The 16,776-nt window shown below is 65.9% G+C and carries 15 protein-coding genes; 3 read left to right on the forward strand and 12 right to left on the reverse strand.

Features of this window, described 5'->3' with window-relative positions:
* Positions 1–60: 60 nt before the first annotated feature.
* Positions 61–441 (forward strand): RcnB family protein, encoded by a 381-nt coding sequence (locus C8N35_RS24135; RefSeq protein WP_245926640.1) that lies wholly within the window; start codon positions 61–63, stop codon positions 439–441.
* A gap of 172 nt (positions 442–613) precedes the next feature.
* Positions 614–2,215, forward strand: a complete 1,602-nt coding sequence (locus tag C8N35_RS03220; protein WP_245926641.1) for a B12-binding domain-containing radical SAM protein — start codon at positions 614–616, stop codon at positions 2,213–2,215.
* A 66-nt stretch (positions 2,216–2,281) separates the two neighbouring features.
* Here the strand turns inward: C8N35_RS03220 and C8N35_RS03225 are convergent, their stop codons facing one another.
* The 4 genes from C8N35_RS03225 to C8N35_RS03240 form a co-directional block, all read right to left on the reverse strand.
* Entirely contained in the window at positions 2,282–2,917 is a 636-nt protein-coding gene (locus tag C8N35_RS03225) for a 3-oxoacid CoA-transferase subunit B (protein ID WP_107988155.1), read from the reverse strand.
* Positions 2,914–3,579 carry a CoA transferase subunit A gene (locus tag C8N35_RS03230; protein WP_210203427.1) on the reverse strand — a complete coding sequence of 222 codons (666 nt, stop codon included), beginning with the start codon at positions 3,577–3,579 and terminating at the stop codon, positions 2,914–2,916. Before C8N35_RS03230 ends, C8N35_RS03225 begins: the two co-directional genes overlap by 4 nt.
* Entirely contained in the window at positions 3,579–5,582 is a 2,004-nt protein-coding gene (locus tag C8N35_RS03235; protein WP_210203373.1) for a TRAP transporter permease, read from the reverse strand. Before C8N35_RS03235 ends, C8N35_RS03230 begins: the two co-directional genes overlap by 1 nt.
* Positions 5,583–5,686: 104 nt before the next feature.
* The gene (locus C8N35_RS03240; RefSeq protein ID WP_107988157.1) at positions 5,687–6,841 is read right to left on the reverse strand and encodes a TAXI family TRAP transporter solute-binding subunit; all 1,155 of its coding nucleotides are present in this window, start codon (positions 6,839–6,841) and stop codon (positions 5,687–5,689) included.
* 219 nt (positions 6,842–7,060) lie between these two features.
* Here C8N35_RS03240 and C8N35_RS03245 point away from each other — a divergent pair, with 219 nt between their 5' ends.
* Entirely contained in the window at positions 7,061–7,960 is a 900-nt protein-coding gene (locus C8N35_RS03245) for a LysR family transcriptional regulator (protein WP_146177337.1), read from the forward strand.
* Between the two features lie 163 nt (positions 7,961–8,123).
* On the opposite strand, the gene C8N35_RS03250 is transcribed toward C8N35_RS03245, so the two are convergent.
* The 8 genes from C8N35_RS03250 to C8N35_RS03285 form a co-directional block, all read right to left on the reverse strand.
* Positions 8,124–9,047: an SDR family NAD(P)-dependent oxidoreductase gene (locus tag C8N35_RS03250; protein WP_107988159.1), complete on the reverse strand. Its 924-nt coding sequence runs from the start codon at positions 9,045–9,047 to the stop codon at positions 8,124–8,126.
* A gap of 42 nt (positions 9,048–9,089) precedes the next feature.
* Complete coding sequence (locus C8N35_RS03255; protein WP_107988160.1) at positions 9,090–10,259, reverse strand: acyl-CoA dehydrogenase family protein; 1,170 nt, start codon at positions 10,257–10,259, stop codon at positions 9,090–9,092.
* A 1-nt stretch (position 10,260) separates the two neighbouring features.
* Positions 10,261–11,022, reverse strand: coding sequence for an enoyl-CoA hydratase/isomerase family protein (locus C8N35_RS03260; protein WP_107988161.1), 762 nt, complete (start codon positions 11,020–11,022; stop codon positions 10,261–10,263).
* Entirely contained in the window at positions 11,019–12,071 is a 1,053-nt protein-coding gene (locus tag C8N35_RS03265; RefSeq protein WP_107988162.1) for an acyl-CoA dehydrogenase family protein, read from the reverse strand. The genes C8N35_RS03260 and C8N35_RS03265 overlap by 4 nt, the downstream gene beginning before the upstream one ends.
* A 183-nt stretch (positions 12,072–12,254) precedes the next feature.
* Positions 12,255–13,100: a MaoC/PaaZ C-terminal domain-containing protein gene (locus tag C8N35_RS03270; protein WP_107988163.1), complete on the reverse strand. Its 846-nt coding sequence runs from the start codon at positions 13,098–13,100 to the stop codon at positions 12,255–12,257.
* A complete protein-coding gene (locus C8N35_RS03275; RefSeq protein WP_210203374.1) occupies positions 13,097–15,217 on the reverse strand; it encodes an acetate--CoA ligase family protein in 2,121 nt (706 codons plus the stop codon). Before C8N35_RS03275 ends, C8N35_RS03270 begins: the two co-directional genes overlap by 4 nt.
* Positions 15,214–16,365: a thiolase gene (locus tag C8N35_RS03280; RefSeq protein ID WP_107988164.1), complete on the reverse strand. Its 1,152-nt coding sequence runs from the start codon at positions 16,363–16,365 to the stop codon at positions 15,214–15,216. The genes C8N35_RS03275 and C8N35_RS03280 overlap by 4 nt, the downstream gene beginning before the upstream one ends.
* Positions 16,362–16,772 carry a Zn-ribbon domain-containing OB-fold protein gene (locus C8N35_RS03285; protein WP_107988165.1) on the reverse strand — a complete coding sequence of 137 codons (411 nt, stop codon included), beginning with the start codon at positions 16,770–16,772 and terminating at the stop codon, positions 16,362–16,364. Before C8N35_RS03285 ends, C8N35_RS03280 begins: the two co-directional genes overlap by 4 nt.
* Positions 16,773–16,776: the final 4 nt, after the last annotated feature.

A 16,776-nucleotide genomic window follows, 5' to 3' on the forward strand; every position in this document is an offset into this window, starting at 1 on the left:
TCATTTGCCATTAATGCAGGCCGCGCCATGTTGCGCGACATAAACGCTGGAGCTAAAAAAATGAAAAACTACAGAGCCATATTGACCGCCGTCGTTATCGGATTGAGTACGACCATCGCAGCCGGCCCGGTACTGGCGGCGGGTCCTCGGCCGATCGAGATCCAGAAGCACCACTACAAGGGTGAGGGGCCGGCGATCCGGCAGAAGTCAGTCAAGCATCCATCGTCCAAACACAAAACATACACCAAGCATCGTCGCAGCGACTGGATGCGCCGCGGCGGCCACATGCCAAGCGCCTATCGCGGCCACCCGGTCGACTACCGCAAGCATCACCTGAGGAAGCCGCCGCGCGGCTATCATTGGGTGCGCCACGATGACAACTACGTGCTCGTCGCGATCACGTCGGGGATCATCTCCTCGATCATCAACGCCACGCGATAAGTCGCCGGCTCCGTATCAGGAATGTTCGCGCCCGCCGTCCCCCGTGACGGCGGGCGCTTCTCGCTGCAGACATGTCTTCCCCAGCGTAATTGCCGCTTTCGTTGATGCCGCAACTCCTTTACCCTCTCGACATGTACCATCGGCCGGCCACCTGCGAAGGAGAGAAAGGGCGTTGACGAGCAAACCCTGCAACGTGCTGCTGATCCAGCCCCGCTTCACCGCTGGGTCCTTCTGGAACTATCAGGAGACCTGCAAGATCGTCGGGGCGAAGTACCCGGCTCCCCCACTGGGGCTGATCACGGTGGCGGCCATGCTGCCGCAAAGCTGGACCTTGCGGCTCGTTGACTGGAACACGCAGGAACTCGATGACGCCGATATCGACTGGGCGGACATCGTCATGAGCGGGGGCATGCTCCCCCAGCAGCCTTCCACGCTCGCCATCATCGATCGGTGCAAGGCCCGCGGCGTTCCCGTCGCCATCGGTGGGCCGGATGTCACCACAAGCCCGGAACGCTACGAGCACGCCGACTTCCGTGTCATCGGCGAGGCCGAAAGCGTGATTGCCGACTTTGTCGACGCCTGGCAGCGGGGCGAGCGCTCCGGCCTGTTCACGGCGGAGAAATTCAAGGCCGACGTCACCACGACACCGATCCCGCGTTTCGACCTTCTGAATTTCGCGGACTACACCCAGATCTGCGTGCAGTTCTCGCGCGGTTGCCCGTTCACCTGCGAATTCTGCGACATCATCGAGATCTATGGTCGGGTGCCGCGCGCCAAGACGAATGACCAGATGCTGGCGGAACTTCAGGCGCTCTATGATCTCGGCTACCGCGGCAACGTCGATTTCGTCGACGACAACCTGATCGGCAACAAGAAGGCGGTGAAAGCCTTCCTGCCCGAAATGATCCGCTGGCAGAAGGAGCGGCATTACCCCTTCCTGTTCTCCACCGAAGCCTCATTGAACCTCGCCGACGATCCGGTGTTGCTGAACATGCTGCGGGATGCCGGTTTCTTCACCGTATTCATCGGCATCGAGAGCCCGGATCCCGACGTTCTCGTCGCGACGCGCAAGAAGCAGAACACCCGGCGCGACATCGCCGACAGCGTGAACAAGATCTACGAGGCGGGCATCTTCGTGCTGGCCGGGTTCATCGTCGGGTTCGATGAGGAAAAGGAGAGCGTTGCCGATCCGATCTGCAAACTGATCGAGGATGCGGCGATCCCGGTCGCGATGGCGGGTTTGCTGTTCGCGCTGCCCGAAACGCAACTGACCCGCCGCCTGGAGCGCGAGGGCCGGCTGCATCCCGGGCACGATCAATCCGACGGCGACCTGGGCGACCAGTGTACCTCGGGGCTGAATTTCGACACGCAACGGCCGCGCGCGGAGATCCTGACCGACTACCGACGTATCGTCGATCACATCTACACGCCGCAGAACTATCTCGCGCGTGTGCGACAGGTGATCGACCGGCTCGACATGTCCGGGCCGAACGGCGATCTCTCACGCGCCCGGCTGAAGAAGGATGCCAGCGAGTTCATCAGGATCTTCTGGAACCTGACGGTGCGCAAGCCCGAGCACCGGCGCGCCTTCCTGTCGCTTTTCTTCTATTGCCTGAAGCGCAATCCGCGCGCGCTCAACGCCGCGTTGATCATGTATGCGCTGTTCGTGCATCTCGGCCCGTTCTCGCGCTATGTCGTCGGCGAGATCAGCAAACAGATCGAAGACGTCGAAAACGGCCACTGGCAACGTCCGGTTCTGGAAGCCGCGCAGTAGCCGCAAGAGCCGCTTTTCGGCCCTCGTTCGGTCCCGAAAAGTCGGCCCCGAACGAGAGTCGCCTTCTCAACTCAGAATGCGCGCCTCGGTGACCGCCTGAACGTCTTCGAGCGTATTGCCGGGGGCGAGATCCACGAGCCGGAAACCGTTATCCGTCACATCCAGCACCGCGAGATCGGTATAGACGCGGCTGACGACCCCCGGTCCGGTAAGCGGATAGGTGCAGCGGCGCAGCACTTTCGGGCTGCCGTCGCGGTTCACGTGGCGCATGATGACGTAGATCCGCGGCACGCCGACCACCAGGTCCATCGCCCCGCCGACAGCCGGCGGATGGCTCTCGTCGAGTGTCGCCCAGTTGGCGAGATCGCCGTTCTCCGCCACCTGATAGGCGCCCAGCACCGCGATATCGAGATGCCCACCGCGCATCATCGAGAAACTCGTCGTATGGTCGAAGAACGAGGAGCCGGGGATGGTCGTCACCAGTTTCTTCGACGCATCGATCAGTTCCGGATCCGCTTCGCCTTCGGCCGGCGCAGGGCCGACGCCGAGCAGGCCGTTCTCTGTCTGGTACATCACCTCGCGGCCTTCCGGCACGAAGCGGGCGACCTTGTTGGGCATGCCGATGCCGAGATTAACATAGGCACGGTCGGGAATGTCCTGCGCCAGGCGGCGGGCCACATCGTCATCGCTCAAACGGTTCACGGGCGCACCTCGTACTGGGTCACGGCATCGACAAAGATGCCCGGGGTAACGACACCCTCCGGTTCCATCGGTTCATCGAGGACCATCCGCGCCTCGACGATCGTGTGACGGGCCGCGGTCGCCATCACCGGATTGAAATTGCGCGCGGTGGCGTGATAGCGCAGGTTTCCCCAGCGGTCCGCCGCCTCGGCGCGGATCAGCGCGATATCGGCGTGAAGCGGCTTTTCGAAGACGTAGCCATGACCGTCGATGATGCGGGTTTCCTTACCTTCGGCGAGTTTCGTGCCGTACCCGGTGCGGGTGAAGAAGCCGCCGATACCCGAGCCGGCCGCGCGGATGCGCTCCGCCAGCGTTCCCTGAGGCACGACTTCCAGTTCCACCTCCCCCGCCTCGTAGCGGCGCTCGAACCAGATCGACCCCGGGGTTCGCGGATAGGAGCAGATGACGCGAGCCACCTGACCGCAACGCAGCAAGGCGGAGATACCCTCCTCACCCGCGCCGGCATTGTTGGAGATGACGGTGAGACCGCCGACGCCCGTTTGCGCCAGGGCATCGATCAGACCGTAGGGGATGCCGGCGGAACCGAAGCCGCCGATCATCACCACGTCACCGGGCCGGATTGAGGCCACCGCCTTGGTCAAACTCGCCACACGCTTGTCGATCATGAAGCGGCTCCTGCACGCTGTTTGCCTGTACTTGTCAGAATTATCGCAGCGACGACCACAACCGCCATGAGCCCGAAGCCGCCTATGTCGGTGTAGAGATCGGGCAGCAAGACGAGAACGCCGGCGATACCGATGCCGAGGCGCAGCGGTATCGACAGCCGGCCGACACCGTAAAGCCAGCCTTCCATGGCGCTCGTCATCGCCCAGATCGCCACCACGCTCAGCGCGACCCGGCCAAGGATCTCGCCCCATCCGCCTTCCATGATCAGCGCCGGATCGTAGACGAAGATGAAGGGCAGGATGAAAAGAATGCCGCCGAGGCGCATCGCATAGACACCGGTCTTCATCGGCGGAGAATGCGCCAGGCTGGCGGCCGTGATGGCGGCAAGCGCCACCGGCGGGGTGATGTAGGAGAGCATACCCCAATAGAGAATGAAGAGGTGGCTCGCCAGGGGATTGAGACCCGCGTCGATCAGCGCCGGCGCCAGCAGAATGGAGAGGAAGATGTAGCAGGCGCTCACCGTCATCCCCATGCCGAGAACGAAGCTCGTCACGGCACCCGCGATCAGCATCAAGGCGACGTTGCCATCCGCATAGAGCAGCAATTCGCGCGAGAAGGCGCCGGCGACGCCGGAATAGGACAGACCGCCCACGATGAGGCCGATCCCGGCCAGGATCGCGACGAGGCCGGCGATGTTCTTGACGATGTCGAACAGCAGAGCCAGGGCGCGGCCCGGCGACATCCGGGTGCGCTTGCGAAACGCGGTCGCGATCAGCAGAACGGCCGAGGCCGCGTAGGGTGAATAGGTTTCCTGACGAAGCACCATCAGGACATAGACCAGCACCACGAGCGCCAGCAGATACGGCCAGCCGCGCATCAGGGTCGGCAAGAGCGGCGGAATTTCCTCCGCCGGTGCGCCCTTCAGTCCCCGGCGGGCGGCGAACATGTCGACCTGAAAGATCAGCGCCAGATAGAACAGCACTGCCGGAATGAAGGCGGCTGCTGCGACATCGGCGTAGGGCACGCCCAGGAATGAGGCCATGATGAAGGCGACGGTTCCCATGACCGGCGGCATCAGCGTCGCGCCGGTGGAGGCACAGCTTTCGATGGCGGCCGCATAGACGGCCGGGTAGCCTATCCGCTTCATGGTGGGGATGGAGAAGGGACCGATCGTCAGGATGTTGGAGATCACGCTGCCCGACAGCGAGCCGAGGATGCCGCTGCCGACGACCGCGACCTTGGCCGGTCCGCCGCGCGTGCGTCCGAGAAGGGCGGCGGCGAGATCCATGAAGAACTCCGAGCCGCGCGTGATGGTCAGCACCGAGCCGAAGATGACAAACCCGATCACCAGTTCCGCGACCACCTGCATGGGGATGCCGATGATGCTCTCGACGCCCATGACGTGCGCCTGCAACGCCTCAAGCGGACCATACGACGTTCCCCAGAGAAAGCCCGGCATGTAGTCGGCGAAGAGCGGATAGGATCCGAAGAAGAGCGCAGTCGCGAGAAGCACCAGGCCGCCCGCGCGGCGGACCCCTTCCAGCGCCGCAACGATCACCACCGCGGAGGCGACGTCGGCCTGCCAGGGGGCCTCGTATTCCCAGCCGAGCTGGATGATGTCGAGCCCGTGCAGGCCGAGATAGCCGCAGGCGGGCAGCAACAGTGCGACCAGCACCCAGTCGTACCAGCGTGTGTGGCCGGTATCGGCGGCACACGCCGGCACCACGAGGAACGCCACCGAAAGGAAGATGCCGATCAGGTAATAGAGATAGCTGTTGCCCAGCGGCTGGAAGCCGAACAGGTTCAGCAGGAAGACTTGGTTCAGCGCCAGCACGATACCAAGCCCGCCCAGCACGAGTACCGCGAGCCGTGCGAAGCCCGCCGGGCGCGCACGCGGGGACGGCATGTCGCTTCCCATTCCGGCATGGCTGGACAGCGCCGCGCCGGCATCTTGTTCTTTAACCGGCTCGCCGGCCGGCACGGTCTGGGAGTGAGTCATGGCAGGGCTTTCCACTGCGCTTGCATTTGTTGAAGCAGGCGTCGATGAGATGAAGCGCGCGGGCGGACACGGCCGCCCGCGCGCTCACGAAGGGGTGGCCGTATCTACTTCAGTCCGGCGACAACCTTTTCGCGGGTCTCATGCCAGGCGGCGGAGAAGTCGTCCTTGGACAAGCTCTTGTGCTCGGGCAGGAAAGTTTTCCAGGCGGCCATCAACGCGTCGAGCCGCTCGATCCGCTTGTTGTTCCAGGCGTCGTCCTTGGCCGTCCAGATACCCTTTTCCTTCAGGTACTTGATCGCGCCGGGGTGGAAGGGAACGTCGATCGGCGGCTGACCGGCCTGGTCGATCGCCCAGCGCTTCATCGTGGCGGTGCCGTTCTTGTAGAGGTTGTAGGTCTCGTCCATCGCCTTGATGAAGGCGTAGACCTCATCTTCGGACTTGTCGGCCGTGGTGGCGATCACCGGGTAGCGGTAGGCGGCCATCGGCACGCTCTTGCCCTTTTCCAGGCCGGCCGCGATCGTCTCCTCGAAAGGCTTCATGATCGGCAGCACCTTGTCGAGGGCCGCCCAGCCTTCCTTGTTGTCGGCGGGGAGCGGAACCCAGTAGATGCCGCGCGGCGATTCCGCCAGTTCGTAGAGCTGGCTGGTCGTCGGCGTGGTGCAGGTGGCGTCCGTCTGGTTCTTGGTCATCGACGACATCGCCGCCGCATAGGTCGGGAAGGTGATGACCTGAACGTCGTCCAGCGTCAGGCCGCCGAAGGCGAGGATCGCCTCGCACTTGACGTTGATCGAGGGGTTGCCGGCGACAAAGGCGAGGCGCTTGCCCTTGGCGTCGGAAATGGTGCGGATATTGGCGTCCTTGGCCGTCACCATCGAGATGGAGGCCGGGCGGCCGAGCACCGCGCGCAGATTCTGCGGGCCCCAGTCAGGCGTCGCGAAATCATAGGCACTTTCGGAAACGAAGAAGGTTTCGGTCGCCAGGAAGCCATAGTCCGCCTTGCCCTTGAGGAGCGGCTGCAACCGGCCGACGCCGCTGCCCGACGGCAGGATGCGGACCTTGGTGGCGAATTTCTGGCCAAAAGCGTCGGCGATCGCGGAGGCTTCCGCGTAACCGGCCGAGCCGACATCGTAGCTCGTCCAGATCATCGTTTTCGGCAGTTCCTGGGCGCCGGCGGTGCTTGCGGCGGCGGCGATGACCAGACCCGCCACGGCAGAACCGAGCAACAGCGGGCGCAGGGCCCGGGCGTATTTCCGTTTCATGTATTCCTCCCGTTTATCCCGCGGCTTGTCGCGTTCGGTTTGGCCGAAACGTGCGCGGGCGGCGCTTCGACGCTCTCGACTTGTCCTCCCCCCTTCACCCCTCTCCCTGGGGCCTCTCGGGGGCTTTTCCTTGACTTACGCTGTCGTTCGCCAATTCATATATCAAATGCACTGACGACATATCAGCCATAAGGAACCCGCATATTGGATTTCCGGCAATTGCGGAGCTTCGTACAGACGGTGGATCTCGGCAGCATCACGGCCGCGGCGGAGCGGTTGAAGATCGCCCAGCCGGCGCTGAGCCGCCAGATCCAGGCGCTCGAACAGGAGCTTGGCGTCACGCTGCTGCGCCGCCACGGGCGCGGGGTGGTGCCGACCGCGGAGGGCCGCACCATGGCCGAGCGCGCCCGGCAGATTCTCAACGACATCGACGCCATGGCGCGCGACGTGGTGGCGAGCGACCATCGCCTGCGCGGCACGATCACCTTGGGCCTGCCGCCGACGGTGGCGGAGGTGCTTGCCGAACCGCTCGTCTCCGAAACCCTGCGGCTGCACCCGGAGGTCCGCATGCGAATCGTTTCCGGCTTTTCCGGACACGTTCAGGACTGGCTCCAGCGCGGCACGATCGACATCGGCGTGACCTACCAGAGCCGCAGGGTTCCGCTGGTCCGCAGCCAGCCGCTGCTGATGGAACGGCTTTTTCTGATCGAGCCGGCGGGTGCGCCGGAGGAGCCGCTGCTGTTGGCGGAAGCGCTCAACCGCAACCTGATCCTGCCGAGCCCCGACCACGGCCTGCGCCGGCTCATCGACGATGCCGCGCGCGAGGTCGGCGTGGAACCGCGCGTCGGCGTCGAGATCGACATCCTGCCGACCTTGATTTCCTTTGTCGAACGCGGCGCGGGAAGCACCATCCTGCCGCTCGTCAGCGTCTTCCGAAAGGTCAACGAAGGCCACCTCGTCGCCCGCCCGATTCGCGCGCCGTCGGTCGACCGCCTGCTGGTGCTGTGGACGCCACTCAACCGGGAGACGAGCCGGCTTACCGGCCCGTTCCTGGACATGCTGAACGCCACCGTGCGCCGGCTCGTCACCAACGGGGAATGGCCCGGAACAGAATTGTAATTTCAGCATATCTCTTCTATCCGTTATGCCGTAACGGCATTTTTGCATGTTTTCGTCGATTCGAAAAAACCCAGGAAAATCAGTGCGACCGATTTTGAATTTCATTGAAATTCGACAAATCGACAAAAGCGACCAGCACTGCTTTCCTTTCGGCATTTCCGTGTCAGACCGGATCCCAGCAGAAGATGTCCCCGGAGCGATCCGGCGCCGTGAAACTCGGCTTCAATGCCGGCATGGCCCGCTCGGCGATCGTCGCCGGGGTCCAGCCCTCACCGGAATGGACGGAGCGCACCGGCCGGGTCTGGCCGAACAGAAACAGCTCGTTCAGACGGGCGGCGAAGATCTGGCCGGTGACGTCAGAGGCGGCGGCCGAGGCGAGGTAGACGACCAGCGGCGCGTTGGTTTCCGGCGTCATCCGCTTCATGCGTTCGACACGGGCCTGTTCCTCCGGCGTGGTGGCGGGAATGGAATCCGTCATCCGGCTCCAGGCGAAGGGCGCGACGCAGTTGGAGCGCACACCGAAGCGGGCCATGTCGAGGGCGATTGACTTCGACAGACCGACAATGCCCATCTTGGCGGCCGAATAGTTGGCCTGCCCGAAATTGCCGATAAGACCGGAGGTCGAGGTCATGTGGACGAAGGCGCCCGCCCCTTGCGCGCGGAACACCTCGGCCACAGCCCGGCTCATGTAGAAGCTGCCGTTCAGATGGACGCCGATGACGGCCTCCCAGTCGGACGGGTCCATCTTGTGGAAGATCACGTCGCGCAGGATGCCGGCATTGTTGACGAGCGCATCGACGCGGCCGAAGGCGTCCATGGCGATTTCCACCGTGCGCCTGGCCGCCGCCCATTCCGACACGCTTTCGGAACTGATGACCGCCTCGCCGCCCAGCGCCTCGATCATGGACTTCGTCTCTTCCGCCGGGGCCGAGGACCGCTCGCCGGTGCCGCCGAGCGAGACGCCGATATCGTTGATGACGACCTTCGCGCCCGCTTTCGCGAGTTCCAGCGCGATGCCGCGGCCGATGCCGCCGCCGGCACCGGTGACGATGGCGACCTTGCCTTCAAGTCCGAGATCGATGGGCATGCATATCTCCTCTTATGCGTTCTTGTTGTGCGTTGTTCTTGTCTAGCGGCCGAGGCCAAGCACCTGCTTGGCGACGATGTTGCGCTGGATTTCCGACGAGCCGCCGTAGATCGAGCTGGGCCGCGCCTGCAGGAACACCGAGCCCGGATAGAGCGTCGCCTCATTCGGCAGAGCGCCGGCATAGGCGCCAAGCTCGCCCGCCAGATCGAGAATGCGGTCGGTGATCTTCTGGTAGAGCGTCGACTGGTTGATCTTCAGCATCGACACATCGGGCCCGAGCTTTTCTCCGCGCCGCACCTGATCGGCGAAGGTGGTGTAGAAGGCCTTGTGGTCCTCCAGCTCCATCTTCAGGCCCGACAGCGCTTCGGCCATCTCAGTGCTGCGCCCCAAATGCGCGGCAAGCCGCTCCAGATGATCGAGCGCGCCTTCCGCCTGCTTGGGCGAGCCCAGAAACAGCCGCTCGAAGCCGAGCAGGTTCTTGGCGATGGTCCAGCCGGCATTGACCTCACCGACGATTGCATCGGCGGGAACGCGCACGCCGTCGAAGAAGACTTCCGCGAATTCGTCGTGCCGGTCGATGTTGACGATGGGGCGCACGGTAACGCCGGGCGTGTTCATCGGCACCAGGAAGAAAGAGATGCCGCGCTGCTTCGGGCCTTCCGGATCGGTGCGGGCCAGCACGAAGATCCATTGCGCGTCCATGCCGAGCGTCGTCCAGATCTTCTGGCCGTCGATCACCCATTCCTCGCCCTCGCGCACCGCACGGGTGCGCAGCGCCGCCAGATCGGATCCGGCATTGGGCTCCGAATAGCCCTGACACCACAGGCATTCGCCCGACAGGATCTTCGGCAGGTGGTAGGCGCGCTGGGCGTCCGTGCCGTGGGCGATCAGCAGCGGGCCGACCATGGTGAGCCCGGTATCGGGCAGCCGGGCGCAGCCGTAGCGCTCCATTTCCTCCATCATGATGAGAAGCTTTGCCGGCGAAAGACCCATGCCGCCATGTTCGCGCGGCCAGCCCGGAGCGAGCCAGCCCTGAGCTGCCAGAATGCGATACCAGGGCATGGCTTCGTCGGCATGAAGACGCTTCACCGGGCTGCGCAGCTCCGGCGGATAATTGGCCGAAATCCAGTCGCGCACGGTCTTGCGGAAGACGTCGTCCGAAAGCGGGTTCAGATCCTCGAAGGGGGCTGGCGAGTGCGTTGCTTGCGTCATGTCATTTCCCCTGGAAAACGGGCGCGCGCTTTTCGAAGAAGGCTTCGCGGCCTTCTTTGGCATCGGCGCTCAGCATCAGGAAGGGCTGCACCTGGCGTTCGAAATCGAGTGCGCGGTCGACCTCGGCGGCGAAATAGTCCTTGATGAGCGCGCGCGGCAGCGGGGCTGCCCGCATCGCCTCGCGCGCGATTTCCATCGCCCGGTCAAGAGCTTCGCCTTCGCCCGTCAGGTGATCGACGATACCGAGCCGGTGGGCCTCGGCCGCATCGAGACGGGCGGCATCGAGCAGGATGCGCTGCGCCCGCCCCTGCCCGACGCGGGCGGAAAGCGTCGCCAGAATGCCGAGATCGGGAACGAGACCGATGGCGCCGAAGCTGGCGGCGAAACGCGCCGTATCGGCCGCGACCACGGTTTCGCAGGCGATCGCCAGCGACAGTCCGCCGCCGGCCGCCCAACCTTCCACCGCGCTGACGAGCGGCTTCGGGAAGCGCACCATGCGGCCGATCAGCTCCTTGATGACGAGGAAGCGGTCGCGCGCGCCGATGACGGTTTCAACGCTCTTCTGGTCGCGGATATCGCCGCCGGCGGAAAAGTGCCCGCCGGCCCCGGTCAGCACGACGGCGCCGACGGCGCCGTCCGCCTCCGCCGTTGACAGCATCGACACCAGCGCCTTGCGCACCGGATGGCCGAGCGGATTGCGCCGCTCCGGCTCGTCCAGGGTGATGATCAGGACACCGTCCCGGTTTGTGGAACTGAGGCTCACGGGCGGCCCTCCGAAAGGGAATGGTAGCGGCGACGGTGGACGTGGGCGGTGCCGAAGCGGGGGGCGAGCACCATGGCGCGGCGCAGGAAGAGCCCGATATCGGCCTCCTCCGTGTAGCCGATGGCGCCGTGCATCTGCACCGCCTGACGGGTGATCAGCATCGCGGCGTCCGAGGCACGCGCCTTGGCGCGCGAGACGATGCGGCGGCAGTCCTCGCCCGCGTCAAAGGCGGCGGCGGCATCGCGCAGAACGGCCCGGGTGATGCCGGTCTCGATTTCCAGATCGACGGCGCGGTGCTGAAGCACCTGGAAATTGCCGATCGGCTGGCCGAACTGGACGCGCGTCTTGAGATAATCGAGCGTGATGGCGAAGGCGCGTTCCATCACCCCGAGCAGGGCTGCCGCGGTGGCAAGCGTCGCCGCCTCGAAGGCGCGGGGGTCCGGCGCGGGCAGACGGGTGGCGGCGACATTCTTCAGGGTGAGCCGCGCCGTGTGGCCACCGTCGAGCGTGTCTTCGGCATCGAACGAGAGGCCTTCCGCGTCGGCGGCGACCAGCCACGCGCCCTCGGTGGCGACGATCACGAACGCATCGGCGGCGGAGGCAAGGGCCACGAAGCGACGCTCACCGGAAATGCGGCCTCCGGTTTCGGTAACGCCGGGAGCGGGCTCCAGCGCGTCGGGCGCGTCCATCCAGGCCGGCAGGATGACGGCGTCGGCCGGCAGTCCCGTCGGCGTGCCGGCCAGAAGGTCGAGCGCGAGCTGCATCTCGGTCAGCGGTTCGGGACGCAGCGAAGCGCCCAGTTCCGTAGCCAGAGCCGCGGCTTCCGTCATGCCGAGACCCGCGCCGCCTTCCATCTCCGGCCGGCGCAGGCCGAACCAGCCCATATCCGCCATCTCGCGCCAGCGGGCGCGGTCGATGCCGGGACGCGCGAAACGCAAGGCGCGCACCGCCTTAAGATCGCCTGTGCGCGGGGCGATGCCCGCCGCACTCTCGACGATGAGACGCAGCGCCTCGAACCGCTCCTCCTCGATCATCGCCACCTGGTTCATGTCGTGCTCCCTAACGAGATTTGGCCTGACGAGATTTGACCTGACGAGATTTTCCGGTTCTCCCGGAAACGTTCCTTCATGCGACCCGACAAAACGCCGGCAAATCACCTCTCCCATGAGGAGAGGTCGGGCCGCAGGCCCGGGTGAGGGGGTTCGCCCTTGCCGTATCCATGAGCCCTCCCCTCATTCGACCCGTGCCAGACCGTTGCCGATCACGACGACGTCGCGCTCCACCGCCAGCGTGCGGAAGGAGCCGTCGCGCCAGATCTCGGTGCGGAGCCGCTCGCCGGGGGAAACCGTTGCGGTAAAGCGGGCCTGAAGGCCCTTGAGGCGCGCCGGATCGCCGTCACACAGGCGCGCCACCAGGCCGTGCGCGGCGATGCCGAGCGTGCAGAGCCCATGCAGGATCGGTCGTTCGAAACCCGCTTTGGCGGCCACCGCCGGATCGAGATGAAGCGGGTTGTCGTCGCCGTTCCAGCGATACCAGAGCGCCTGTTCGGGGCGTGTCGCGGTCTCGTGGGCCATGTCGGGCGCGGTTTTGGGCAGCGTGTGCGCCGGCTTTACCGGACCTTCGGGGCCGCCGAAGCCGCCATCGCCGCGCAGGAAGGTGGTGCTGCCGGTGGTGGCGTAGAGGAGCCCGGTTTCGGCATTGATAAGCTGCTTTTCCGAATAGAGCAGCGCGCCGCGCCCCTCGCCCTTGTCGACAAGCCCCGTCACCCGCGTGCGGCCGATGACGGTGCCTTGCGCCGGCAGCGGATGGTGGAGCGAAATCCACTGTTCGCCGTGAACGAGACGGACGGCATCCACCCCCGTATCGGGCCGGGCCAGCCAGAAGCCCGGATGGCCGAGCACCAGCGGCATGGTGGGAAAGGGGATGATCTGACCGGCGCCGACGAAGGCGAGATCGGCCTCGTCCATCGGGTCATGGCCGACGCCGATGGAGAGCGCGTAGAAGGCGGCCTCGCGGGGGCCGTAGCTCTGGCGCACGTCCGGGATCGGATAGGCCATCAGGTGATCGTAATCGATCATGCGCGCGCCTCCTCGTCGAGTTCGATGACGGCATCGAGCGCAAAGGCGCCATCGGGCAATGCCAGGACGGGGTTGAGATCGATGGAGACGAGCCGCGGACCGGCGGCGGCGGCAAACGCCGAGAGCCGGGAAAGCATGTCGGCCAGCGCATCGATATCGGCGGCGGGCCGGCCGCGCGCGCCCTTCAGGATCGAAGCTCCCTTGATCGAGCCGATCGTTTCCTTAGCCGCCTCATGATCGAACGGGCAGGTGCGGATGGCGACGTCGTTGAGGATCTCCACGAAGATGCCGCCGAGGCCGAAGACGGCGACCGGACCGAAGACCGGATCGCGGCTGATGCCCATCAGGCATTCCACGCCGCCGGACAGCTGGCGGGCGACGAGGACGCCGGAAATGTGAGCGCCGGGCGCGGACGCGGCGACGCTGGCGAGGATATCGCCGTAGGCGGCGCGGGCCTCGATCTCGTCCGCGATGGCGAGCTTCACGCCGCCGATATCGGACTTGTGGACGATATCGGGCGAGACGATCTTCATCACCACCGGAAAGCCGAGGTCCGCGGCGGCCCGGGCGGCCTCATCCGCGCTGCGGACGATGCGTTCGGGCGCGGCCTGAATGCCGGCCCCGCCAAGCAGCGCCTTGGCCTGATGTTCATCGGGCGCGGTTTGCGGCAGCGCCACGGACGGAAGCGCGGGCCGCGATGCTTCCGGCGCCGTAAACGCCGCGCCGACCCGGCCCATGGCGGCGATGGCGCGCACCGCGCGCGAGGGATCGGTAAAGACCAGGCAGCCGGCCCTCTCGTAGGCCGCGACCTTCTCGTCGTCGGCGATGATGCACAGCGCCAGCAGACGGTCGGGGAATTCCGCGCGAAGCCGTTCCAGCGTCTTGATGAGGCGCGGGGCGAGGCTCGCGCCGCCGGCGACATAGGTGAGGAAACACAGGATCGAGCGATAGCCGCCATCGGCCAGCGCGGAACGGGTGAAGGCTTCAAACAGGCTCAGGTCGTTGAGCGCCTGGGCGGTGCAGTCGAGCGGGTTCGCCGGTGCGCCGTAGGGCAGCAGGTCGAGGAGCTTGGCTTGCGCCGCTTCAGGCATGAGCGGCATCGGCAGGCCCTGTTCGGCCGCCTCGTCGGTCGCCACGATGCCGGCGCCGCCGGAAACGGTGATGATGCCGAGCGAATTGCTGGCGGGATAGATGCGCGGGCGCGCGGCATAGGCGAAATCGAGCATCTGCTCGGTGTCGCGCACCCGGATGACGCCGTGTTCGGCGAGCACGGCTTCGGCGACCGCATCGTCGCCGGTGAGCGAAGCGGTGTGAGAGGCGGCGGCCGAGGCGCCGAGGCTGGAGCGGCCGGATTTCAGCATGAAGACCGGTTTTTTCGCCGCGCGCGCCGCATCAAGGGCTGCGAGCAGCTTCGGCCCGTCGCGGAAGCCCTCCTGATAGGCGAGGATCACCTCCACCTCGTCCGCGCCGGCCATCCAGCCGATGGCATCGGCGACCGTCACGTCGGCCTCGTTGCCGGTGGTGATCAGCACCGAGGCGCCGAGCCCGCGAAGGCGCGCCATCGCGGCCAGATGCGCACCATAGGCTCCCGACTGGCTGGCGATGCCGATGGGGCCGGACAGCGGAAAGGCCAGTTCCAGCGAGGAGGAGAAGGTGCCGTAATAGCCGATCTCGACATTGTAGACGCCAAGCGTGTTGGGACCCAGCACCCGCATGCCGTGGCGCCTGGCGATGGCGAGCAGATCTTCTTGCGCGCGCTCGCCGTCCGCGCCCGTCTCGGCAAAGCCGGCGGAGAACAGCGTCACCGAGCGGCAGCCCTTGCGGCCCAACGCATCGACCACCTCGGGCGCATGTTTCGCCGCAACCGCGACGATGCCGGCCTCGGGCGCTTCGGGTAGATCGTCGACGGTTGCGTAGCAGGCGAGCCCCTGCACCTCGTCGCGCGTCGGGTTGACCGGCAGGATCGTGCCCTTGAAGCCGGCCTTGAGCATGGCCGCGATGGGGCGGCCGCCGATGCGGGTGGGATCGCCGGACGCGCCGACGATGGCGACCGAACGGGGGGTCAGCATGGCGCCGAGGCCCGAAAAGTCATAAGGGGTTCGAAGCTCGGCGTTCAAAGGGCGGCCTCCGATCCGAGGAAGGCCGTGACCTGGCTCGACAGCGTGCCGCCGTTGCCGTGCAGCAGCGCGATGTCGGCCCGATCCAGCTGGCGTTCGCCGGCCTCGCGGCGGATCTGGGCGACGCCCTCGGCGATCAGGAACATGCCGTACATGCCGGGATGGACGCAGGAGAGGCCGCCGCCGTTGGTGTTGACGGCAAGCGCGCCGCCCGGCGCGATGCGCCCGTCCCGCACGAAGCGCCCGCCCTCGCCCTTCGGGCAGAAGCCGAGGTCTTCCAGAAACAGGATCGTGTTGATGGTGAAGGCGTCGTAGAGCATCACCAGATCGACATCGCCGTGGCTGACTTCCGCCATTTCGAAGGCGCGCGGGCCGCTTTCGCTGGCCGCCGTGACGGTGAGGTCCGGCATGGCCTGGATGGAGCGGTGCCAGTTGGCGCCCGCGGCGCCCAGGAAATAGACCGGGGCTTTGGGGAAATCCTTCGCGCGATCGGCGCGCACGAGAATGCAGGCCGCCGCGCCATCGGTGACGAGGCAGCAGTCGCCGGCGGTGAGCGGGTCGCTCACCATGCGCCGGGAAAGCACGTCCTCGCGCGTCAGCGGACCGCGGGCGAAGGCGCCCGGATTGAGGTTCGCCCAGCCGCGCGCGGCGACCGCCACGTCGGCCAGATCCTCGCGCCGCGTGCCGTATTCGTGCATGTGCCGGCTGGTGGCGAGCGCATAGGCGGTGATGGGGTGGCGGGGGTTATAGGGCGTCTCGTGCCATTGCGGCTCCGACATGGAGACGAGCCGGCCGCCGGCGGTGCGCTGGTTGGAGCCGTAGCAGATGAGCGCCGCATCGCAGAGGCCGGCTTCGAGCGCGAGCGACGCCTGCAGCAGGTGCATCTCGAAGCTGGAGCCGCCGATATTGGTGCTGTCGAAGTATTTCGGCTTCAGGCCCAGATACTCGACCACGCTCATGGAGGCGAAGGCATGGCTGGAGGTTGCGGCGAAGACCGCGTCGATGTCGGAAAGCTCCATGCCGGCATCGTCGAGTGCCGCGCGCACGGAAAGGCCGAGAAGCTCCATGGCGGAAAAACCCGGCGCCTCGCCAACGCCCGCCGTGCCCATGCCGACGATGGCCGTTTTGCCGCGAAGGGAACTGGTCATGCGTGGGCCTCTTCGTTTGCGACACGGGGTGCGGTCTCATTCATGGGTTCGAAGACGACGCGCGGGGCCTCCCCCGTCTCGATGCGGGCCTTCACGCGGGTGCCGATTGCAACGCTTTCCACGCCGGAGATGGTCGTCATCATCCGCACGCCTTCGTCGAGATCAACGAGCGCGACGTTGTAGGAGCCCTCGCGCTTGCGGTTGACGGTGATGGCGTAGACGGTGCCGGTGCCCTTGGCCTCCACCCATTCCAGATCGACCGCGCCCGACGGCGCCATGACCTTGGGATAGAAGACATGTTCGCCGGTCGCGCGGGAGCGCTGGATCATGAAGCGGCCTTCGGCCAGATAGGCCTCGAAGGTCTGCTGCGGGCCTGCCTCTTGGGCGGATGGACGTCGGTCTGTCATGGGG

This window comes from Breoghania corrubedonensis (genome assembly GCF_003053845.1).
Taxonomy (GTDB): domain Bacteria; phylum Pseudomonadota; class Alphaproteobacteria; order Rhizobiales; family Stappiaceae; genus Breoghania; species Breoghania corrubedonensis.